Genomic DNA, 20,351 nt, shown 5'->3' on the forward strand with positions numbered 1-20,351 from the left:
CGTAGTGAAGGACGTCCGCTGTGCCGCTGAATACCATCGCTTTGGAGTTGGTGCCGCCCAATCTGGACCGTGGACCCGACCACGTCCGTGACGAGGCGCGCAAGATCGTCGAACTGTCTTTGAGGTCGGGCCTCTCCGGGCGTATCGGGCATGTGATGCTCCCCGGCATGATCGAGGAGGACGGCGACCGGCCCGTCGAGATGCTGCCCAAGATGGACGTTCTCGACTACTGGACGGCACTGCGTCCCGATCTGCCCGGTGTGCAGGCGTTGTGCACACAGGTGACCTCATTTCACGGCGAGACAGCGTTGCGCGGGCGGCTCACCGAACTCGACAACGCTGGGTTCGACGGCATCATCTTCGTCGGTGTGCCCCGCACCATGAACGACGGTGACGGGCACGGTGTGGCTCCGGCGGATGCGCTGTCGAAGTTTGACGAGTTGGTCGCCAACCGAGGCGTCATCCTCATTCCCACCCGCGAGGATGAGCAGGGCAGATTCGACTTCAAATGTGCCAAAGGCGCCACCTTCGGCATGACCCAACTGCTCTATTCGGATGCGATCGTGGACTTCCTGCGTGACTTCGCCCAGGCCAGTGCATCTCGGCCGGAGATCCTGCTGTCCTTCGGATTCGTACCGAAGATGGAGGCACAGGTGGGTCTCATCGATTGGTTGATCCGGGATCCTGGTAACGCAGCCGTGGCAGTGGAGCAGAATTTCGTGAAGCGGCTCGCCGCAGGCGATCCGGCCACCAAACGTGTTCTGCTGCTTGATCTGTACAAGAAGGTCATCGACGGTCTGGTGGACCTCGGGTTCCCGCTGAGTCTGCATTTCGAGGCACCCTACGGTGTGAGCGCGCCCGCATTCGACACTCTCGCCGAGATGCTCGCCTACTGGTCGCCGAGATGATGGCGCGAACCCGTGACATGCCGATGCGGGTCATGGGCATTCTGAACTCGACACCGGACTCATTCTGGGCGGAAAGCAGATTCGGCACCGTAGGGCGCGCAGTGCAGGCGGGTCGCGCGATGTTCGGTGACGGTGCGTGGGCGATCGACGTAGGAGGCGAATCTACCCGGCCGGGTGCGGTTCCGGTGTCGGTCGGCGAAGAGCTCGATCGCGTCATACCGATCATCACCGACCTCGCGGAGTGCGGAGTCGTATCCGTCGATACCCGTAATCGCGAGGTCGCCGAGGAAGCGGTGCGCGCCGGGGCGCAGATCATCAACGATGTCTCCGGCAAGCTCTACGATCTGGCAGGGCGGCTCCGGGTCGGGTACGTGAGCATGCACGCGCACACTGTGCCGGTGTCGGCCGACGGCTACCCGCAATACGCCGATGTGACCGCGGAAGTCAAGGCGTTCGTGGAGGGTACTGCCGGAGCCGCCTTCGCAGCCGGTGCCCGCCCGGTATGGGTTGATCCAGGAATAGGTTTCGGGAAATCGCCTGCCGACAACCTGGAACTGCTGCGCCGGCTGCCCGAGCTGTGCGGTGGACCGTTTCCGGTTCTGCTCGGAGTGAGTCGCAAATCGTTTCTCGGAGACGTCACCGGCCGGGGCGTCGACGGTCGGTTGGCGGCTTCCCTTGCCGTGCTGGGACCCGCGTGGTCGGCTGGTGTGGATACCGTTCGGGTGCACGATGTCCCAGAAACCGTCGACACCATCAAGGTGATCGAAGCGCTCGCGGTGTGACGAACGATTGCGCCCCGGAATCGTGATGATTCCGGGGCGCAACCGCGGTCATTGCTCGGAGCGTACTGCCTTCGCAGCTTCCACCATGTGCCGCAGGGACTCGATGACCTCGTCGTTCTTGCGGGTCTTGAGTCCGCAGTCCGGGTTGACCCAAAGCCGCTCTGCCGGAACGGCAGCCAGCGCCTCGCGGAGTGCCATGATCATCTCGTCGGTCGCGGGGACGCGGGGGGAATGGATGTCGTATACGCCCGGCCCCACCCCATTGCCGAAGCCGACGGCATTCAGGTCATCGAGCACCTCCATGTGCGAACGCGCCGCCTCGATGGAGGTCACATCGGCGTCGAGGTCGGCGATCGCCTTGATTACCTCACCGAACTCGGAATAGCATAGGTGCGTGTGGATCTGGGTGTCATCACGCACGCCCGCGGTCGATAGCTTGAATGCCTCCACCGACCACTTCAGATATTCCTGCTTCTCCTTGGAACGCAGCGGAAGCAGTTCACGCAGTGCGGGCTCGTCCACTTGGATGATGGCGATACCCGCCTGCTCCAGATCCACCGTCTCGTCCCGAATGGCCAGTGCGACCTGTGCTGCCGTATCGGCCAGCGGCTGGTCGTCGCGCACAAACGACCATGCCAGAATGGTCACCGGTCCGGTGAGCATGCCCTTGACGGGTTTGGTGGTCAGCGACTGGGCGTAGGTGGCCCACTCCACCGTCATCGGTTTGGGGCGGAATACATCTCCGAACAACACGGGCGGCCGCACGCAGCGGGAGCCGTAGGATTGCACCCAGCCGTTCTGGGTGGCGAAGAATCCCTCCAGCTGCTCGGCGAAGTACTGCACCATGTCGTTGCGTTCCGGCTCGCCGTGCACCAGCACGTCGATGTCGAGCTCCTCCTGCAGCTTGATGACGGCGGCGACCTCATCACGCATTATCTGCTCATACTGAGTCGCGTCGATCCTGCCGGCACGGAGATCCGCACGCGCAACCCGGATCTCGGTGGTCTGCGGGTAGGACCCGATGGTCGTGGTCGGCAGCGGTGGCAAGTTGAGCCGTGCCTGCTGAGCGGCGTGCCGGTCGGCGGCCGGGCCTCGGTTGGAGGCGCCGGTGGACTGGATTTCGGCGATGCGCGACCGGACACCTGCGTTGTTGAGGCGCGGGTCGGCCTTGCGTGAGGCCACCGCGGCGTTGGACGCCTCGACCTCGGCGGCGATCGCTTCGCGGCCCTGCGACAGACCCTTGGACAGGGCCACCACTTCGGCCACCTTCTCGGCGCCGAAGGCCAGCCAGCTACGCAGCGCGTCGTCGAGTTCGGTCTCCGCCTCCAGCGAGTAGGGCACGTGCAGGGTCGAGCACGACGTCGAGACAACGACCTTGCCGGCCAATCCGAGCAGGGGAGCCAGCTTGGCCAGCGCTACCTCCAGGTCGGTCCGCCAGATGTTGCGGCCGTCGACGACCCCGGCGACGACGGTCTTCTGTGCAAGCTCGGGCACCGCGGCCAGTGCGTCCACGCCGCCGTAGACGAGGTCGACACCGATGGCCTCGATCGGTGTGCGGGCCAGCGCCGGCAGGGCATCGGTCAGTTCACCGAAGTAGGTGGCGACGAAGATTGCCGGCCGCTTGGTCAGACCGCCGAGTCGGGAGTACACGTTTTCGGCGAGCGCCCCGGCATTGTCGACGTTGTCGGTGACCAGCACCGGCTCGTCGATCTGGACCCATCCGACGCCCTTGTCGGCGAGCAGCTCCAGCAAGTCGGCGTAGATACCGACGAGTTCGTCCAGCCGTCCGATGGGTGCGCCGGCACCGTCGACGGCCTTGCTCAGCGCCAGATACGTGATGGGACCGACGATCACCGGACGCGTCGCGATACCCATCGATGTCGCCTCGTCCAGCTCGGCGAGAATCTTGGCGGGGTTCAGCGTGAAGGTGGTGTCCGGGCCGATCTCGGGGACGATGTAGTGGTAGTTGGTGTCGAACCACTTCGTCATCTCCAGGGGGGCGATATCGACACCGTCATAGGTGCCGCCACGGGCCGCGGCGAAGAAGCGGTCCAGGTCGTCGGCTACACCGGCCACCCGCGGCGGCAGGGTGCCCAGCAGAACCGACTGATCGAGCATGTGGTCGTAGTAGGAGAAGGTATTGACCGGAATGGAATCCAGTCCGGCGTCGGCAAGTTGCCGCAATGTGTTGCCGCGCAGGGTGGCGGCGACCGCGTCGAGTTCGGCTCGACCGATCTTGTCCGACCAATATTTCTCGACCGCACGCTTGAGTTCGCGGTTCGGCCCGATGCGCGGTGAGCCCAGCACGGTGGCGGTGAACAAAGGGGCAGATTGTGTTGTCACGCAGAGTCCTTCAACAACGATGGAGAGCCCACCGCCCACAGGAACGTGCAACCGAGGCCACCGCGGGTATGCCGAGGCAGCTGTCGGCCATACGCCCAGTCCACGAGGCGATGCGCCGCCGAGCGCGGCGCGCTCGACACAGCTGGCAGGTCTTCGGACTCACAGGCGCACACCCAATGGGTGTTCCTAGTGGCCGTCGCTTCCCGGTGCTGCGCACCAGTGCCATTGACGGCGGTCGTTCCTGCATACCGCTGCGGGACAGTCCCGGATTCCCACCGGGTTCCCTCTCACCACGGGTCGATGCCGACCGCGTGACTCGATGCCGACAGCGCAGAACTCACGCCGTCAGCAGACCAGTTGCAGGTGGAACTGTACCGGTATGAGGTCCGGCCATCGACCGCTCCGAGTCGCCCAAACCCGATGTGCCGACTGGTCGCCCCACCTGATGTTTCGATGCGGCAACCGTGTCCGGTGAGAACGCCGCACGTCACGGCCTCTTTCGGGGCTGAGAGCGCACTCAGCGAGCCATGAGGTTGGCGCGGCTTTGCGCGAAATCCGCCGCGGCTGGTTATGGTCGGCTGTGCCTGAATTCGATCGACGCAGTGCGATGTTGATGCTCGGACTCGGTGCGGCGGCCGCCGCGCTCCCCGCCGCGACCGCCCACGGCGAGCCATTACCCGGTGATCTGGGCCCCGGGCCGGGGGCTCCCACACCCGAAGCGGCGGCGCCGCCCATCCTGTGGCAGGACGAATTCAACGGTCCGGCCGGGTCACCGCCGGACCCCGCGTCGTGGTTCATCGTCCCGCAGCGTGAAACCATCCGGAACCCGGTCGAGTGGGACAAGCCTTTCAACATGGGCCGCTATGTCACCGACCAGGAACACGTGTTCCAGGACGGCAACGGCAACCTGGTCATCCGCGCCACCGAGGGGCCGGGTGCCAATATCCAGGAGAAGTTCGCCAGCGCCAAGATCATCGGTAACTGGCGGGGCGGAGTGGGGACGACCTGGGAGGCGCGCGTCAAACTGAACTGCCTGACCAACGGCGCGTGGCCGGCCTTCTGGTTGATCAACGACAATCCGGTGCGCGGCGGCGAGGTCGACCTGTTCGAGTGGTACGGCAATCAGGATTGGCCGTCGGGCACCACCGTTCACGCGCGGCTGGACGGCACCCAGTTCCAGACGTTCAAACACCCCATCGACAGCAATTGGCACACCTGGCGGATGACGTGGAAGCCCGAGGGCATGTACTTCTGGCGCGATTACGAACCGGGCATGGAACCGTTCTGGACGGTTCGCGCGAATTCGTTGGGAGAATGGCCGTTCAACGATCCGGGCTTCACGATGGCTCCGGTGTTCAACATCGCCATCGGTGGTTCCGGTGGCCGTGAGCCAGCTGGCGGCAACTATCCCGCCGAGATGCTGATCGACTGGATCCGGGTCTTCTGACCACTGGATTACCAAGTCTGGCACGGCGAACGAAACCGGCCGTGGCGGCGAGTGCGCCGCCCCGGCCGGTATCGCCGTGCCTACTCGGTCGAACCGGCGTCCGAGCCCGTGGACCCGTTGTCGCTGGATCCGGACGAATCCGTGGTGGAATTCGCTGTTGTTGAGCTTGAGTCGGTATCAGTCGACCCCGTTCCCGAACCCGACGAACGGGTGGTCGAGTCGTTCGTCACCGCGTCTTGCCCGCCGGTGCTGTCGGCCGTGTTCGCGGTGTCGGTGTCGGCCGTGTCGGCCGTGTCCGACTCAGCGGTCGTCGTCCGTGAGGTGGCGGTCCGAGGGGTGGTGCTCTCGGGCTCGGCCTGAGTGGCCTCGATGACCGCCGCCCGCGACGAATCGGTGCTCTCCAACGCGGGATCGGTTGCGCTGGTGGGTGTGTCGACCTCATTGTCGATCGTTGCGGTCGTGGTACGCCACGTCGTGGCGGGTTCGGTCGTTCCCGCGACGGGTTGTGTCGTGGTGGTGGCGGTATCGGCCGGCTGGCCCCAGGCCGCCGCCCAGTTGGCCGCCGCTTCGGCCAGGGCTGCCTGCCAATTCGCCACTGCCTCGGCCACCGGATCGGCCGGCGTCGGCTCCTCGACCACGGGAGCCTCCGGCAGCACCGGAGCGTCCGGCAACTCCTCCAGCGTCGGCAGTTCCTCCACCGGGATGCCACCTTCCGGGACGTGGCCATTCTCGGCGATCCAAGCCTGGACCACAGTGGCGGCCTGTTTGGGGGTGTAGTTGTCGCGGAACAGGCCCCAGGTGTCCTCGACCTCGTTCGAACCAGAATCCCGGTCGACCAACGAGTAGATGAATTGTGGCCCCACGCCGTCGAGTTCGGACCAGGTCGTCATGAAGTCGTCGATGAACTCGGCCTGCTGGGCCTCGGAGACATAGGACGTGGGCAGGCCGTACTCGCTTGTCCACACGGTCTTGTCGCCGTCACCGTACTGCGCCATGAGGTCCTGCATGGCCTGCAACTGTCCGACCGCCGATATCTCATTGCCGAAGCCGTCGCCGAACTTCCAATCGTAGTTGTACGGGTGGTAGGACAGCGCGTCGAAATATCCCGCTGCGCCGCTTTCGTACATCGTCTCGACGAAGTCGACGGGATTGATGTTCACCCCACCCCAGCTGAGTCCGGCGGTGACCACACCACCGACGACGGTGCCAGTGGGGTCGACCTCCTTGACCGCCGTGTACCCGGCCTTCAACAACTCGGTGTAGGCGGCCGGATCCGGACGCGGACTCCAGAACACGAAACTCTGTGGCTCATTCCAGATTTCGTATGCGGAGATACGGGCGGTTTCCGGGTCACCCGCACCGGCGCCGTACCGTTCGGCCAACGCGCCCATGAAGTTGCCGAAATCCTCGGGGTCGCGCGGCGCACCGTAGGCCGAGTCCTGGACATCCGATGCCCAGGTCGGGGTGCTCGTGACAGCGCCCATCACGGCGATCCCGCGTTCATAGGCGGCATCGACCACCTTGTCCACCTCACTCCAGTTGTAGACCCCGGGTGCAGGCTCCACGGCTCGCCACGGCACGAAGATCCGAACCTGCGTGACGCCGAGGGATTGCATGGTGTCCAATGCGACCTCCACCTCGGCCGGCGTCATGAAGTACAGCTCGGATTCGGCGATGCCGACGGCGTTGGGAGAGGTATCAATGGCCGCGGCGAGCGCCACCTGGGCTGATACCTGTCGGACATCCTGCGTCGGTGGAGGCGCAGTGCCGGTCGGGATCGCCGCTGCGACCAGGGTCACTGCAAACAATGGCGCTGCTACTGAGCAAAGTGGCTTTGCTGATCGCTGCCAGGGCCCCCACATGATGCCTTCTCCCAACTTCCGAGATCTCGGATAATCGTGATGTGATACGGATCACTCCGCTGAACACTCGAGAAGTACCCGGCCATTTTTGTCGTTAATCCAAGAAGTTCAGAAAACTCTCTATAAAGGCGTATCAACTGCTTGCATATTTGCGTAGTCACAGTTGAAAGTCGTAATGAGCACGTTGGAGACCAGGTAGGGGCCAGATCTCCGCGAAAGCCGCATAGCGAAAAATATTGGCCGAAGGGCGGGTCCAAATTGCGCAGCACAGTACCGATAGTGAAATTATCAAGATTGAAAATTGCACTGGGTGAACAATTGTTCTGCACGCTTGGTGCCGCGCTCGGCAATTTGCCACGATTGCAACCGTGGTGGAAAGTGCCCAGTCGGGAGCCCGCGTCAGGGGCCGTGGGTCTTGGCGAACTGGCGGATTGGGACAGTTGGGGCTATAGGCCCAGTTGAGCGCGTACCGCGGGGATGCCCACGAGTTCGATGTCGTCGCGCCGTTGCGCAGTCCACTGCGCCCGGTCCATGGCGAAGGACAGCATCGTGTCGGGTTTGTCGCGGCGCAGCGCCAAGTCTGCGCCGGTGTAGGTGTATGGCAGCGAGCGGGTCACGCCAAGTGACGCGAGATTGTCATGCCATGCCCGGGTCGTCGCACGTTCGCCGCCGAGGCCGGCGAACAGCAGGTGCAGCGCAGCGTGCCGCATCTCCAAGCCCAGTCCGCGGCCCTGGAATTCGAGGCCCAACCAGGACCCCGTGCCGGCGACACGCATGGTGGGGAAATTGGTGGCGGTCAACGTGCACATCCCCACCAGTCGATGCTCTCGATCCAATGCGGCCAGCACCATGTCCCAGTTGTCGGCACAGATGTTCGCTCTGCAGCGCCAGTAGTACTGCATCGCATTGCGCTGCAACAGATTGGTCGGTGCATCTGTCCACGGCTCGGAGAACGGCATGGTGCTCGGATCGTGAATGCCGCGGGCGGCCAACTCGGCAAGGCGAAATCCGAGATCGTCGGTGACGTAGGCCAGGGTCAGCCGCGGTGTGCGCACGCGAAGGTCGAACAGCGGCCAGATCGCACTCATGAGTCCATGTCATCTCGTGGTGGGGGTGCAGCGCAACCGGATAACCAGGCGGATGGCGCGCGTCGATGTTGATCCCTGCGACGAAATGGGTATCCGCCCGGCGAGGCGCTGAAGAAAGCGGCGTTTGACCTGGGACGGCAGCGGGCATTGCAGCCCGGCAGTGCTGACCCGTTGACCCGCGAGAGGCAAAGATGACTACCGCTTACCCGTTTGACGGCGAATCCCGACTGGTGACCATGGTGACCGACGGCGTATACGCGCCGCAGGAGGATTCTCGGTTGCTGGTGGAAACCATGGACAAGAGCGGACTAGCCCTGGGAAGCAAGGTGGCCGACCTGTGTACCGGCAGTGGCGTGGCGGCGATCAATGCTGCGGCGCAGGGTGCGTCGAGCGTCTCGGCATTCGATATCTGTCCACGGGCGGTGCGCTGCGCTCGTGCCAACGCCGAGATCGCCGGTGCGTCGGTGGACGTGCATTTGGGCTCCTGGGCGCGCGCAACAGAATTCGGCCCATACGACTTGGTGGTCTGCAATCCCCCCTACGTTCCCCACGACCCGGCGCTGGACGTGCTACCCGCATCAGTCGGCCCGGCGCGCGCGTGGGATGCCGGTGGTGACGGCCGGATGGTGCTGGATCCGCTGTGCGCTGCCGTCCCCGACCTCTTGGCCGACGGTGGCAGCGTCCTGATCGTGCAGTCGGAGTTCGCGGATCCGCGAAGGACATTGGAGGCGTTATCGGCCGCGGGCCTCGACGCCGATGTGGTGGCATGGGAATGGATTCCGTTCGGGCCGGTCCTGACCACCCGGGCCCAGTGGCTGGAAGATACGGGCCGGCTGCAGCCGGGGCGGCGCGAAGAGGAGCTGCTGGTGATCAGGGCCGACAAGCCGTGAGCGAACAGGACTTTCGCACCGTGAGAGCGGTGCGCGGCGGGCCGGTACTGGTGCAGGGGCCGGTGTCGGTCGAACTCGCCGACGGCTCGACAATCGAGTCGGACCGGTTCATGGTCGCGATATGCGCCTGCGGACGCAGCAAGGACTATCCGCTGTGTGATACCAGCCACCGGCGACGCTGCCGGACGTCGGGAGCCAAGAAGGCGGCATCAGCGGACCCGTCGGCCAGCAACGCTGAGCACTGAACTCGGCTGACCACCATGACGAAGCGGGCCGGATAGCAACTCCGGCCCGCTTCGTCATGTCAGTGACTGCTCAGTCGAGCGGACGCCGCAACGAACTCTGGTTCTGTTCCCAGGACCGCAACATGTGGTCGGCCAGTTTGTCCTCGACGAACGCATGCGCGCGGATTCCGAACACGACATCCCGATCGAGATGCGGTTCGCGGGACAGTAGGTCACCCACCACGTCCGTGCGGACCACCTGTTCGTGCACGGCATCTGCCTCGACATGCTCGGCGTAGAAAGCAACGCATTCCTGCGGTGCGCCCAACCTCTGAAGTGCATCGACCAGGCGGCGGGAACCCGGAGGTGAAGTGATCTCGGTGGAGGCGAAGTGCCCCACCGCCGCTGCGCGGTGGCGACGGTGCAGACCGAACAGTGACATGAGATTCACGGCAGCGAGTGCCTCGGCCGGAACGATGTCGATATAGCCCAAATAGTCGGAATCCAGCTCTGCGGCGTCCATCAGGTCGGCGAACAGGCGCTGATGCAGGCGGGTACCGTTCCCGGCTCCGAACTCGTCGAACTCGACGGCGACGAACGCTGCCTTGGCCTGCCCGATGAGCCGCGGGATCGCCCAGGCGTGCGGGTCGCCCTCCTTCAAGTGGTAGAGCGAGCGGTGCACGAAGTACTCGCGCATCTGATCCCAGGTGCCCTTGTCGCACAGATGGTACGAAAGTCCGTCCCCGTCAACGGGTTCGACCGAGAGAGCATCCATTTCTGCCAGCGCCGACTCCTCGGGCCCGATCGGGCCGACCGCGCGCTGCACCTCGGCCAGAAACAAGCTCTCCAATCGACCGCGCAAGTGCAGCAGGCCGGCATCCCACTCCCAGCCGGGATCGACGCCGTCGAATCCCCGGTAGTGCAACTCGTAGCACACGTACAGCGCCAGGTGCAGGTCTAGACCGTACGGATCGGCGTCTCCCAGCGATGCTTCGACTCGCGACAGGTGGTTGACCGGCGCACGCTCGTTGAGCAGCTCGATGACCGCCAACGACAGCGGTCCCCGAGGCAGAGGAAGAAGAGGTTCGATGCGGGGAGTTGCGAGGGTCACGCGAGGTGGATACCCCCTGCGCCGTCGCACTCAATCGTCCAGTTGGCGAATATCGCCGTCGACCAGGAAACTTTCCAGCACGCCGGCGGCGTCGGCGATGGCACCGTTCGCCATCACCTCATAGCCGTGCGTGCTGAGCGTCGGTAGACACAGCAGCGCCGCCCGCGGGCACATCCCGGAGGCCTTGCTGTGCGACGCGTCCGACTCGAACGCCCCAAGAACAGCGGGTTGCGGCGTAAGGCCCGAACGCGCAGCGGCATCCACCAAACGATCTGCAGTAGGTTTGTCGTACACCGTCAAGGCATCGCTGTAAGCGATGATGGGCCCGCCGTGCACCGAGGTCCCATACTCCTGCTCGGTGGGACCCACCTCGACGGCGATCGTCACGCCTTCGGGCAGCGTGCGAGCCGCGTACATCCCCCCGTTCGCGCCGATCTCCTCACCTGTGGTGAAGACCAGATAGACATCGGCGGGTAGGTCGACATCGCGGACGCGAGGTCGCTGCGCCGTCGCCAACAGAACAGCGATGGCAGCACGGTCGTCCAGGAAGTAGCTGCCTACGTACCCACCCAAATGCACCAGTTCGCGCTTGCTGCGATGCACGCAGACACGGGTGCCGGCGGTGACCCCGGCGCCGGCGAGTTCGTCGGTGCTCCGGCCGGTGAACGCATACACGTGCAACCAGTCGAGCGCTTTGTCCCCCTGATCGGGCTTGGTCTCCCAGATACGGTGACTCTCCTTGGTGGTGTGCTCGGAGCCGAGCGTCAATACCGCTGTCAGCTCCTCGTGTCTTCCCAGCACGGCGACCGGGCCCAGCCCGAAGTTCCCGGGATACATGGTGCCCAGCGGAGACAGCCGCAGGGTTCCGTCCGGTTCCACCCGTTTGACGATCATCGACAACTCGTCCATGTGCGCCATCAATCGGATCGCCGGAGCATCGTGATCACCGCTTCTGAGCAAGGCAATCACGTTTCCCGCGCCATCCACCCACACGTCGTCGGCAAAAGGGGCTACCTCGCGGCGACAGATTTCGCGCACAGCGTCTTCCTGGCCCACCGGACCGTAGGCCTCCAGAAGTTCCTGCAACAGATCAGTCATGGCCTACACACCGGTGACGCATCGGGGCCACCATCAGCCACCCGGCCACTCGCCGGTCCACCGCTCGAACACGCGGGCACCTTGGCGATCGATGATCGTCTTGACCACGGAGAAGATCGCGCCCTGCAGCGCCGCCGCCGCAATGATCTCGCGAAGTGGGTAACTGCGTTCCAGCGGTGCCGGCGGATCGTCATGTGCACCAGGGGAGGCGTGCTTCCACACCTGTTTGAAGATGGCGCCGGCGACCAGCCCGCCGATGAGTGAACTGGCTATTCCCACCGGGCGGTACATCATGCGCGCGGTCACGGACGGCTTGTTGTCCGGCATGGGATCTCCTCGGCTCAGCGGCGGCGACGCCAGATGACGACGCCCAACAGCACAATGGTGGTAGCGACGATGGTGGCGGCGATCGGGATGACGGTCTTGACCGAACCGTCGGGTTCGGTGACGGCATCGATGACCCGCTCCTTGACATCGAGCTTCGCCCCCAGCGCCGCGACGGTGTCCGCAACCTGCTCTCTGGTCCGCTCGATGTCGTGTTCGATGGCCTCGATACCGGCCTCTGCGCCGGGTTCCGGGGTGTGGTCGGGTCGACTCATGTCAGCGCCCCCGTACCGCATCGACGTCAGCGCTGACGCTGCTGACCACCTCGTCGGCCGCTGCCGGGGCCTGGGCCAGTTGCTTCTTGCCGATCATCGCGGCGACCGCGGCAGCGACGAACAACACCGCGGCCACGATCATGGCTGCCGCCCATACCGGTAGCATCAGCGCCAACGCCGCGACGGCCCCGGCGATGAGGGCAAGCCAACCGCTGACAGCCAGGAGGCCGGCCGTACTGAACAGGCCAGCGCCGATACCGGCCTTGGTGGCACCGCGGCGGAACTCCCATTGCGCCAATCGGAGCTCGTCTCGCACCAGCCGAGACAACTGCTCGGACAATTGGGTGACGAGTTCCGGAACGGATGCCTGGTGGCCCGGCGGGGTGTCGACGTTCGTCATCACAGGTCCGATCTCTCAAGGGAAGCGTGGACGCCGCAGGCATTACCTGGTCGGCGGGACATTAAACAACGCGTCTGGTTTCGCCGGGCGGCGGCCGGGTATCCGCCCCCGCCCTCCTCAAGAAATTCGGGACGGTGGCCGTAGTGGCCTGCCCGGTAACCGATGTGTCAGGAGTGTGATGATCAAAGTCGCGTCCGTGCCCGCGTCGCACGTGTACGTGCGCCACCTTTCTCAGCCAGGGGGGTTGGATACCGTTGCGCGCCTGAAGGATCCGATCCCCGATGATCGGCGCAAGATCCCAGGTGGGTGGTGGCCGCCGGTGATGCTGCAACCTGGTTGGATCGAAGCCAATCACGACCGCTTCGACGTGTTTCACGTGCACTTCGGCTTCGATACGATCCCCGCTCGCGAACTCGCCGAGGTCGTCGAACAGCTGCGTAAACATCGCAAGCCGCTGGTATACACGGTGCACGATCTGCGCAACCCGCATCACAGCGGGCTCTCCCCGCATCGGGAGCAACAGGACGTTCTGGCGACGGCGGCAGATTGGCTGCTCACCCTGACTTCCGGTGCCGCCGACACGGTGGAGCGCAGGTGGGGTAGACCCGCGCAGGTTCTCCCTCATCCACATGTGTTGTCCAGCAATCGTATCCAGCGACCGCGGTCGCAGCACCCGGAATTCAGGGTCGGTATACACGTGAAGAGCCTGCGCGCCAACATGGACCCCCTCGCGATTCTGGACACTCTGGTGGAGACGGTCGCCGAGCTACCCGGCGGGGTCATCCAGATCAATGCCCACGACGAGATCTTCGATCCCGACAGTTACTGGTACGCACCCGAGGCCGGGCGGGCGCTGTTGGATTACCGCCGATATGGCCACGTGCGGGTGGTGGTGCATCCCTACTACAGCGACGCCGAGTTGTGGGACTATCTGGAATCTCTCGACGTATCGGTGCTGCCATACCGTTTCGGTACCCACTCGGGATGGCTGGAAGCGTGTCATGACCTGGGAACGCAGGTGGTGGCCCCCAGCTGTGGGTTCTACGGACAACAGCGTGCCTGTCAGGTCTTCGACTTCTCCGATGATCTGTTCGATGCAGACTCACTGCACCAGGCGATGACGCGGTCCTATCTGGACTGGGTGAGCGATCCCGGTCGCCGTCGGGTCACGTGGGCCGAGCGCCGCCGTGAACGCGTCGACATCGCCGAGGCACACGCGCGGGTGTATCAGGAGGTGCTGGCGTGACAGCACCGCGCCGTATCGCATTGATCGCGTCGAATCGCCACCCCATTCGGCAGCCGTTTGCCGGTGGACTGGAGACCCACGTGTGGCATCTGGCGCGTGCTCTGGTGCAGCGCGGCCATCACGTATCACTTTTCGCCGGCAGCGGTTCCGACACCGGCCTGGCCTGTGAATCGCTGCGGGTGCACGAGATAACCCTCTCCACCGCCGCTCAAGCCGATGTGTCCATGCCGGCAGCGTCGTTCATGGCCGATCATCATGCCTACCTCGCACTCATGCTCGATCTCGCCCACGGCGATTCCGAGCACTACGACATCGTGCACAACCACAGCCTGCATCACCTTCCGGTGGCGATGGCACCGATGCTGTCCATCCCGATGTTGACCACCGTGCACACGCCACCCACCCCGTGGCTGGAATCTGCACTGGCCGCGGGCAGGGGCGACGGAACCCGCATCGCCGCGGTGAGTCGGCACACCGCAGCCGCATGGCGACACGTCTGCGGGGAGATCCGCGTCGTCCCGAACGGCGTTGACACCACAGCGTGGCGACTGGGGTCCGGAGGGCACGAGCTTGTCTGGTTCGGCAGGATCACTCCCGAGAAGGGCACCCATCTCGCGATCGCGGCAGCGCGGAAAGCCGCGCTGCCATTGCTGATCGCCGGCCCCATCTCGGATCCGGCCTACTATGAACGTGCCGTCGAGCCCGAGCTCGACGGCCGGATCCGGTACGTCGGGCATCTGGCCCACGCCGAGCTCGTGGCACTGGTCGGGGCCGCTGCCGCGGTGCTCGTGACGCCGATGTGGGATGAGCCCTACGGACTGGTGGTGGCCGAGTCGATGTCCTGTGGCACACCGGTCGTCGCGTTCGACCGTGGTGGTATCGGTGAAATGCTTGATCCGCGAGCAGGCCGACTGGTGCCGTCCGGGGACGTCACCGCGATGGCATCGGCCATCCCGGAAGCGGTCGAACTGCCACGCGCACAGGTGCGGTCACATGCCGTGCGGTGCTGTTCGGAAGATGCGATGGTGCGGACCTACCTGTCGCTGTACACAGACATGCTCACCACGGCGGGAGATGCGGACGATGATCGGCTATTACGTGCACCATCACGGCTACGGACACCTGGCGCGGGCGATGAGCATCACCGAGCGGATGACTCGATCGGTCACGGTGCTCACCAGCCGAGAGGTGCCACGGGACAACCCGTTCACGAATGTGATCGCGCTTCCGCGTGATGACGTCTCCGACACGGTGCACGAGCCCACCGCGCATGGTGCGTTGCATTGGTCGCCGCACTTCGACACCGGCTACACCGCCAGGATGACGGCCATCGCCGACTGGGTACGCGATGCCCGGCCGGAAGCCCTCGTCGTCGACGTCTCGGTGGAGGTGGCGACCTTCGCGCGCCTGCTGGGGATCCCGGTGGTGGTGATCGCGTTACCCGGTAACCGCACCGACGCCCCACATGTTCTGGTGCACACCCTCGCTGACCGCATAATCGCCGCGTGGCCTCGAGAGCTCCGAGTTCCCGAATGGCTTCGGCCCCACGACCACAAGACCGTCTATGTCGGCGGTATCAGCCGATTCGACGGTCGCCGGGCTCCAGACCGCACCGCTACCGGAAACGTCGTGGTGCTTTCGGGCGCCGGCGGCGCCGACGCAGTGCAGACCACCGGAGCCGAATTCGCCGACTGGACGTGGCTGGGCGGGCAGCACGGGCAGTGGATATCCGATCCGTGGCCGCACCTGGCCGGGGCGGATGTCATCATCACCCATGCGGGGCAGAACAGCATCGCAGATACGGCCATCGCCGGGCGCCCGGCGGTCGTCATCCCCCAACGGCGCCCGTTCGACGAACAGCTCACGACGGCAACGGTATTGGATAGGCATGGACTGGCGACCGTGGCGTACGAGTGGCCGGAGCCCGATGGCTGGGCCGAGCTGATCCGGCGTGCGCGCGGGACCGGCGGTGAGCAGTGGCGCCGCTGGCATGTGCAGGGGGCAGCCGACCGCGCAGCCGCCGTGATCGAGGAGACGGCGCGGGCATGCCGGGGCGTGGTGTCGGCATGAGAACCGCGGTCATCACCACCGTCCACGGGCGCGGCGCGCACCTGCAACGCCAACGCGCCGGGTTGGCGGCCGGTTCGGTACGGCCCGACCTGCAGGTCGTGGTCGCGATGGATGATCCCGAAGTGCATTCCCGGCTAGCGGGCGCGGCGCTCCCCACCGCCGTGGTCGAGTGCGCCGCAGGAATGGACGGTCTCCCGCTGGCCCAGGCCCGAAATGCCGGTGCAACAGCGGCTTTGGCCGACGGTGCGCAACTGCTCATCTTCCTCGATGTCGACTGCATACCCGCCACCACGATGGTGCAGCGCTACCGTGACGTGGGCGGAACACCGTCACACCGCGACGCGCTGCTGTGCGGTCCGGTCGCCTATCTTCCGCCCCCGGGGCCGGCCGGCTACCCGGCGACCGGCCTGGACCGATTGGCCGACCCGCATCCTGCGCGGCCCGCACCGCAACCGGACACCGTGCTACCCGGCAGCGATCACCGGTTGTTCTGGTCGCTGTCCTTTGCCGTCACCGCACCCACCTGGCACGTCATAGGCGGATTCTGTGAGGAGTACTTTGGCTACGGCGGCGAAGACACCGATTTCGCCCAGACCGCTGCCGCGCTCGACGTGCCGTTACGGTGGGTCGGGGGCGCCGATGCATTCCATCAGCACCATCACGTCAGCGACCCGCCCGTGGAACATGTGCGCGATATTGTCCGCAATGCCCGAATCTTCCAGCGGCGCTGGGGCTGGCTACCAATGGCCGGCTGGTTGGACCAGTTCGAGGCGCGAGGTCTCATCACCAGGGACGTTGCCGGCTCCCCCCAGCTCACCGGCGACGAGTCATGTTTGGTGCGGTCGACGGAGGGCACCCCGGCGATATGAAGGCTTCAGAGCTGACGACCGTGCCGTTCCGCGCGGGCGCCGCGTTGCGAGACGCCCGGTTGTTTCATCCGAGCGGTGCGCTGGTCCACGGACGGATCACCAGGACCGCCGAACCCGGGAAAGGCCTGCCCATCGGCGACGGCGAGGTGATCGGTCGGATGTCCAAGGGCATCGGGACACCGGCCGGATTCCCGGATTTCGCGGGTCTGGCTTTCCGGTCGCAATCCGACGGGCAGCCATGGGATGTGCTGATGGTGTCATCGGCGGCGAGGGTGGTGCTGACACCGGCGACATCGTGGTCGACGGCGACCTTTTCCACGCTGATGCCCTTCGGATATCGCAACAAAATCCATTGGCTGCGTGCCGAACTGGTGTCGCCGAACGACTTTGCCGGCTTGGATGTCGCAGAGATCCGCCGCCGACTGCCCGAGCAGCCGCTGGTGGTCAGCATCGAACAGGCCGAGGGCTCGGGAAAATTCGGTCCGCTGGCGGTACTGGAGTTTGATCGCGACCTGGAGGATGCCTGGCCCGAGGACATCGCCTTCGATCCCACCCTCAATCACGCGAACGGCGTGTCGCTACTTCCCGGGTGGCTGACGGCGTTGCGCCGCCGCGCCTATCGTGGCAGTCGTCAGGGGCGCGACGCCGAATAGTGCGCCTGGTCGTCCGCGGTTTGCCGGACCGGCTCCAGTCGTACCGCCACACCGTTGAGCACCGACATGCCCGCCAGCGCTTCCAGATCCTCGGGGCGGTTGGAGGTCAGCTCGTTGACGTTCACACCGGGATTGGCATTCGCCAGCCGCCAGCCGCCGCCCTTGTGTCCCCAACCCTGCGGGATGGCGATGGTGCCAGGTCCGACCTCATCGGTGATCGACACGTCCAGTTCGATGGCACCGTTCGCCGAGACGACTCGTACCCGACCGCCGTCGGCAAGACCGGCTGACGCCGCATCGGACGGATTGACCCGGGCACGTTGAGTGCGGTTGCCCTTCATCAGGATCGGGCTGTTGTGCATCCAACTGTTCTGGGAACGCAGTTCCCGGATCCCGATAGCCGACAATGGGAAGTCCACCGTCGTGCCGGGCGCCTTCCCCAGTCGAGCCACCTCGGTGACGATCTCGTGAGGCGCCAGATCGACCTTGCCGCCGTGGTGGGTGACCACGTCGGCCAGCACGCCGTGCGGTGCGTGCTCGGCCAATACGACGCCGTGCGGACGCTCGCGCAGCCGAGCAGGGTTGAGTCCGCCGCGGCGCAGCCCGAACCGGTCACCGTAAGGGCCGACGCGTAGCAACGTGTGCATCATGCGTTGCGGGGTGACGCGCACACCGTGTCGTCGCAGCCACCGCAGGACCGGGTTCAGCGGAGCGAGGGCGCCGGTGGCAAAGAGCGACAGCCCCATCCGCTCGGCTAGATCCTCGAAGACCTCCCATTCGGGACGCGCCTGCCCGTATGCGGGCACTACCGGTTCAGCGGACTGTAGGAACACCGTCGGACTGCACGCCGCGTATGCCATCGGCAGGTCGTCGCGCTCGAGGAAGGTGGTGGCGGGCAGGATGTAGTCGGCGTGCCGGTTGGTTTCGTTGACGTACAGATCGAGGGACACCAGCAGATCCAATTTTCCCAGCGCGGACTCAAGGGCAGCGCTGTTGGGGACCGACAGCACGGGATTGCCCGCGAGCACGAACAGGGCCCGCAGTTGTCCTGCTCCGCTGGTGGTGATCTCTTCGGCCATCAGTGCTGCCGGGAACGAGCCGAAGACATCCGGGAACCCGCCGATGCGCGACGTTTTGGTGTTATAGCTGAACGCACCGGACTTCTCCCCGAACTCCTCGACCGGGATCACCTGATGCGACATCAGGGCGCCGCCGGGACGGTCCAGATTCCCCGTCACGGTGTTGAGCGCGTCGATCAGGAAACTGACCAGGGTGCCGTGATGGCCCAGGCATGCACCGGTCCGCCCGTAGGCCACCGCGGTGCGGGCGGTGGCGAAGTCGCGGGCCAGTGCGCGGACCGTCCCCGCCGAGATTCCGGTGCGGATTTCGGTGGCCTCGGGTGGGAAGTCCGCGCAGAGCGCGCGCAGGGTTTCCGCGCCGACGGTGTGTGCCGTCAATGCCGCGTTGTCCTGCAGATTTTCGGCAAACACCACGTTCAACAGCGAGAGCATCAACCAGGCATCCGAATCGGGGCGGACCGCGACATGTTCGTAGGCGGCGGCTGTTTCGGTGCGGCGCGGATCGACGACGATCACGCGCCCGCCGCGCTTGACGATGCCGGCGAGGTCGTCTTTGATCCGCGGTGCGCGTAATGCGCTGCCGTGGGAGACAAGCGGATTGGCGCCCAGCATGAACAGGAAATCGGTGCGCGGCAGGTCGGGGAAGGGGATCTGGGTGGCGGCACCGTAGAGCAGCTTGCTGGCGACGTAGCGGCTGTTGATGTCCTGTGATCCCGCCGAGTACAGATGACCGGCCCCGATCCGCTTCATGAACAGTCCCGACCACAGGCTGGCCGCGTACCCGAATGCGGAGGGGTTTCCGAGGTACTCGCCGACGGCATCGCCACCGTGCTCGGCAAGCACGCTGTTCAAGCGAGTGGCGATGTCCGCGAGTGCCTCATCCCAGCTGACGGTGGCAAAGCTACCGTCGGGCCGGCGCCGAAGGGGGTGCAATACCCGGTCAGGATCGTTCTGGACGTCGCTGAACGCGATCCCTTTCGGGCAGGCGCGACCCCGGGAGAGCGGGTGGTCCTTGTCGGGGCGAAGTGAGAGCAGACGGCCATCTTCGACGGTGGCGATCAGACCGCACAGCGGTTCGCAGATGCGGCAGTAGGTGATCTTCTTCTCGACGGTCACGCTGTCCTCCTCGGTCGCGGACTTCCGCGAGGTGTGCTGGCCGTCACAGTAAGCGGCCGGTGAGGAGGCGAGCAAGCCTCAACGTCGAGTCAGAGCACTGTGCCGCTGATTCGCCAATCGCCGTCTTCCTTCTTGAAGACAATTTCGCCGGCAACGCGGAGGTTCTGTCCGCGCTCGGATGGATGTCGCGGATCGGCGAATGAGGCGATCAGGTGGCCGACAGCGGTCATCTCGCCGACCGCTTCGACGATGAACCTCTCGATTGCTGCGGGACCGTGCATTTCGACAGCGGAGCGTAGGACGGCTGTCAGTGGCGGAGACGTTGAGTCGGCACCGCGGTAGCCGATGCCGTCTAATGGATGCGGGTTGCCATTGCCGATTGTCGAGAACTCAGGAACTCTTTGGTCGTCGTTGAGCTCGCTCACGAGTTCCTCGACCAACCGCAGCAATGCACCGTGCTCCTTGCGTTCAACACGTTCGGTCACGATGTCCGCGTAGAGCCAGTATGTGCACGCTCCGACAAGCACGGAGATCAGGGCTATCGCCACCAAGTGCACAGTGCCCTC

At 65.2% G+C, this 20,351-nt stretch carries 20 protein-coding genes and 1 riboswitch; of the genes, 10 read left to right on the top strand and 10 right to left on the bottom strand.

Annotation, left to right across the window (positions count from 1 at the left end; translation table 11 throughout):
- Positions 1-20 precede the first annotated feature (20 nt).
- Together PGN27_RS16590 and folP are read left to right on the top strand one after the other, a co-directional pair.
- Complete coding sequence (locus PGN27_RS16590) at positions 21-908, top strand: mycobacterial-type methylenetetrahydrofolate reductase (RefSeq protein WP_335327101.1); 888 nt, start codon at positions 21-23, stop codon at positions 906-908.
- Positions 905-1,690, top strand: a complete 786-nt coding sequence (folP, locus tag PGN27_RS16595; RefSeq protein WP_335327102.1) for a dihydropteroate synthase — start codon at positions 905-907, stop codon at positions 1,688-1,690. The genes PGN27_RS16590 and folP overlap by 4 nt, the downstream gene beginning before the upstream one ends.
- 48 nt (positions 1,691-1,738) lie before the next feature.
- On the opposite strand, the gene metE is transcribed toward folP, so the two are convergent.
- Complete coding sequence (metE, locus tag PGN27_RS16600; RefSeq protein ID WP_335327103.1) at positions 1,739-4,033, bottom strand: 5-methyltetrahydropteroyltriglutamate--homocysteine S-methyltransferase; 2,295 nt, start codon at positions 4,031-4,033, stop codon at positions 1,739-1,741.
- Between the two features lie 127 nt (positions 4,034-4,160).
- Positions 4,161-4,356, bottom strand: a riboswitch (cobalamin riboswitch).
- Between the two features lie 284 nt (positions 4,357-4,640).
- Between metE and PGN27_RS16605 the strand changes: the two genes are divergently transcribed.
- On the top strand, positions 4,641-5,480 hold the full coding sequence (locus PGN27_RS16605) for a glycoside hydrolase family 16 protein (RefSeq protein ID WP_335328752.1): 840 nt from the start codon (positions 4,641-4,643) through the stop codon (positions 5,478-5,480).
- A gap of 80 nt (positions 5,481-5,560) precedes the next feature.
- On the opposite strand, the gene PGN27_RS16610 is transcribed toward PGN27_RS16605, so the two are convergent.
- Both PGN27_RS16610 and PGN27_RS16615 read right to left on the bottom strand, forming a co-directional pair.
- A complete protein-coding gene (locus tag PGN27_RS16610; RefSeq protein ID WP_335327104.1) occupies positions 5,561-7,279 on the bottom strand; it encodes a cellulase family glycosylhydrolase in 1,719 nt (572 codons plus the stop codon).
- Between the two features lie 509 nt (positions 7,280-7,788).
- On the bottom strand, positions 7,789-8,430 hold the full coding sequence (locus tag PGN27_RS16615; RefSeq protein WP_335327105.1) for a GNAT family N-acetyltransferase: 642 nt from the start codon (positions 8,428-8,430) through the stop codon (positions 7,789-7,791).
- A gap of 191 nt (positions 8,431-8,621) precedes the next feature.
- Here PGN27_RS16615 and PGN27_RS16620 point away from each other — a divergent pair, with 191 nt between their 5' ends.
- Both PGN27_RS16620 and PGN27_RS16625 read left to right on the top strand, forming a co-directional pair.
- Positions 8,622-9,320 carry a HemK2/MTQ2 family protein methyltransferase gene (locus PGN27_RS16620; RefSeq protein ID WP_335327106.1) on the top strand — a complete coding sequence of 233 codons (699 nt, stop codon included), beginning with the start codon at positions 8,622-8,624 and terminating at the stop codon, positions 9,318-9,320.
- Entirely contained in the window at positions 9,317-9,565 is a 249-nt protein-coding gene (locus PGN27_RS16625; protein ID WP_335327107.1) for a CDGSH iron-sulfur domain-containing protein, read from the top strand. The genes PGN27_RS16620 and PGN27_RS16625 overlap by 4 nt, the downstream gene beginning before the upstream one ends.
- A 70-nt stretch (positions 9,566-9,635) precedes the next feature.
- Here PGN27_RS16625 and PGN27_RS16630 read toward each other — a convergent pair whose 3' ends face one another.
- Genes PGN27_RS16630 through PGN27_RS16650 form a run of 5 tightly spaced genes read right to left on the bottom strand, consistent with a single transcriptional unit; the run spans position 9,636 to position 12,752 of the window.
- Entirely contained in the window at positions 9,636-10,655 is a 1,020-nt protein-coding gene (locus PGN27_RS16630) for an iron-containing redox enzyme family protein (protein ID WP_335327108.1), read from the bottom strand.
- A gap of 30 nt (positions 10,656-10,685) precedes the next feature.
- Entirely contained in the window at positions 10,686-11,753 is a 1,068-nt protein-coding gene (locus tag PGN27_RS16635; protein ID WP_335327109.1) for a M42 family metallopeptidase, read from the bottom strand.
- A gap of 33 nt (positions 11,754-11,786) precedes the next feature.
- Entirely contained in the window at positions 11,787-12,080 is a 294-nt protein-coding gene (locus PGN27_RS16640; RefSeq protein ID WP_335327110.1) for a DUF4235 domain-containing protein, read from the bottom strand.
- A gap of 14 nt (positions 12,081-12,094) precedes the next feature.
- Positions 12,095-12,352 carry a DUF3618 domain-containing protein gene (locus PGN27_RS16645; RefSeq protein ID WP_335327111.1) on the bottom strand — a complete coding sequence of 86 codons (258 nt, stop codon included), beginning with the start codon at positions 12,350-12,352 and terminating at the stop codon, positions 12,095-12,097.
- Between the two features lies 1 nt (position 12,353).
- On the bottom strand, positions 12,354-12,752 hold the full coding sequence (locus PGN27_RS16650; protein ID WP_335327112.1) for a phage holin family protein: 399 nt from the start codon (positions 12,750-12,752) through the stop codon (positions 12,354-12,356).
- Between the two features lie 178 nt (positions 12,753-12,930).
- On the opposite strand from PGN27_RS16650, the gene PGN27_RS16655 reads away from it, so the two are divergent.
- Genes PGN27_RS16655 through PGN27_RS16675 form a run of 5 tightly spaced genes read left to right on the top strand, consistent with a single transcriptional unit; the run spans position 12,931 to position 17,590 of the window.
- Positions 12,931-13,998 carry a glycosyltransferase family protein gene (locus PGN27_RS16655; protein ID WP_335327113.1) on the top strand — a complete coding sequence of 356 codons (1,068 nt, stop codon included), beginning with the start codon at positions 12,931-12,933 and terminating at the stop codon, positions 13,996-13,998.
- Positions 13,995-15,233 carry a glycosyltransferase gene (locus tag PGN27_RS16660; RefSeq protein ID WP_335327114.1) on the top strand — a complete coding sequence of 413 codons (1,239 nt, stop codon included), beginning with the start codon at positions 13,995-13,997 and terminating at the stop codon, positions 15,231-15,233. Before PGN27_RS16655 ends, PGN27_RS16660 begins: the two co-directional genes overlap by 4 nt.
- Positions 15,133-16,068, top strand: a complete 936-nt coding sequence (locus tag PGN27_RS16665; protein ID WP_335327115.1) for a glycosyltransferase — start codon at positions 15,133-15,135, stop codon at positions 16,066-16,068. Before PGN27_RS16660 ends, PGN27_RS16665 begins: the two co-directional genes overlap by 101 nt.
- On the top strand, positions 16,065-16,937 hold the full coding sequence (locus PGN27_RS16670) for a glycosyltransferase family 2 protein (RefSeq protein WP_335327116.1): 873 nt from the start codon (positions 16,065-16,067) through the stop codon (positions 16,935-16,937). The genes PGN27_RS16665 and PGN27_RS16670 overlap by 4 nt, the downstream gene beginning before the upstream one ends.
- A complete protein-coding gene (locus tag PGN27_RS16675; RefSeq protein ID WP_335327117.1) occupies positions 16,934-17,590 on the top strand; it encodes a phosphodiesterase in 657 nt (218 codons plus the stop codon). Before PGN27_RS16670 ends, PGN27_RS16675 begins: the two co-directional genes overlap by 4 nt.
- On the opposite strand, the gene PGN27_RS16680 is transcribed toward PGN27_RS16675, so the two are convergent.
- Both PGN27_RS16680 and PGN27_RS16685 read right to left on the bottom strand, forming a co-directional pair.
- Entirely contained in the window at positions 17,569-19,785 is a 2,217-nt protein-coding gene (locus PGN27_RS16680; protein ID WP_335327118.1) for a molybdopterin-dependent oxidoreductase, read from the bottom strand. The two genes, PGN27_RS16675 and PGN27_RS16680, sit on opposite strands and share 22 nt — an antisense overlap.
- Positions 19,786-19,874: 89 nt before the next feature.
- Entirely contained in the window at positions 19,875-20,333 is a 459-nt protein-coding gene (locus tag PGN27_RS16685) for a hypothetical protein (RefSeq protein WP_335327119.1), read from the bottom strand.
- Positions 20,334-20,351 lie beyond the last annotated feature (18 nt).

Source organism: Mycolicibacterium neoaurum (assembly GCF_036946495.1).
GTDB lineage: Bacteria > Actinomycetota > Actinomycetes > Mycobacteriales > Mycobacteriaceae > Mycobacterium > Mycobacterium neoaurum_B.

Bases quoted from the DNA above. Each gene is read 5' to 3' on its own strand.
- folP (WP_335327102.1), top strand. From the start codon at position 905: ATGATGGCGCGAACCCGTGACATGCCGATGCGGGTCATGGGCATTCTG.
- PGN27_RS16655 (WP_335327113.1), top strand. From the start codon at position 12,931: ATGATCAAAGTCGCGTCCGTGCCCGCGTCGCACGTGTACGTGCGCCAC.
- PGN27_RS16645 (WP_335327111.1), bottom strand. From the start codon at position 12,352: ATGAGTCGACCCGACCACACCCCGGAACCCGGCGCAGAGGCCGGTATC.
- PGN27_RS16615 (WP_335327105.1), bottom strand. From the start codon at position 8,430: ATGAGTGCGATCTGGCCGCTGTTCGACCTTCGCGTGCGCACACCGCGG.
- PGN27_RS16620 (WP_335327106.1), top strand. From the start codon at position 8,622: ATGACTACCGCTTACCCGTTTGACGGCGAATCCCGACTGGTGACCATG.
- PGN27_RS16675 (WP_335327117.1), top strand. From the start codon at position 16,934: ATGAAGGCTTCAGAGCTGACGACCGTGCCGTTCCGCGCGGGCGCCGCG.
- PGN27_RS16665 (WP_335327115.1), top strand. From the start codon at position 15,133: ATGAGCATCACCGAGCGGATGACTCGATCGGTCACGGTGCTCACCAGC.
- PGN27_RS16670 (WP_335327116.1), top strand. From the start codon at position 16,065: ATGAGAACCGCGGTCATCACCACCGTCCACGGGCGCGGCGCGCACCTG.
- PGN27_RS16635 (WP_335327109.1), bottom strand. From the start codon at position 11,753: ATGACTGATCTGTTGCAGGAACTTCTGGAGGCCTACGGTCCGGTGGGC.
- PGN27_RS16605 (WP_335328752.1), top strand. From the start codon at position 4,641: ATGTTGATGCTCGGACTCGGTGCGGCGGCCGCCGCGCTCCCCGCCGCG.
- PGN27_RS16640 (WP_335327110.1), bottom strand. From the start codon at position 12,080: ATGCCGGACAACAAGCCGTCCGTGACCGCGCGCATGATGTACCGCCCG.
- PGN27_RS16650 (WP_335327112.1), bottom strand. From the start codon at position 12,752: ATGACGAACGTCGACACCCCGCCGGGCCACCAGGCATCCGTTCCGGAA.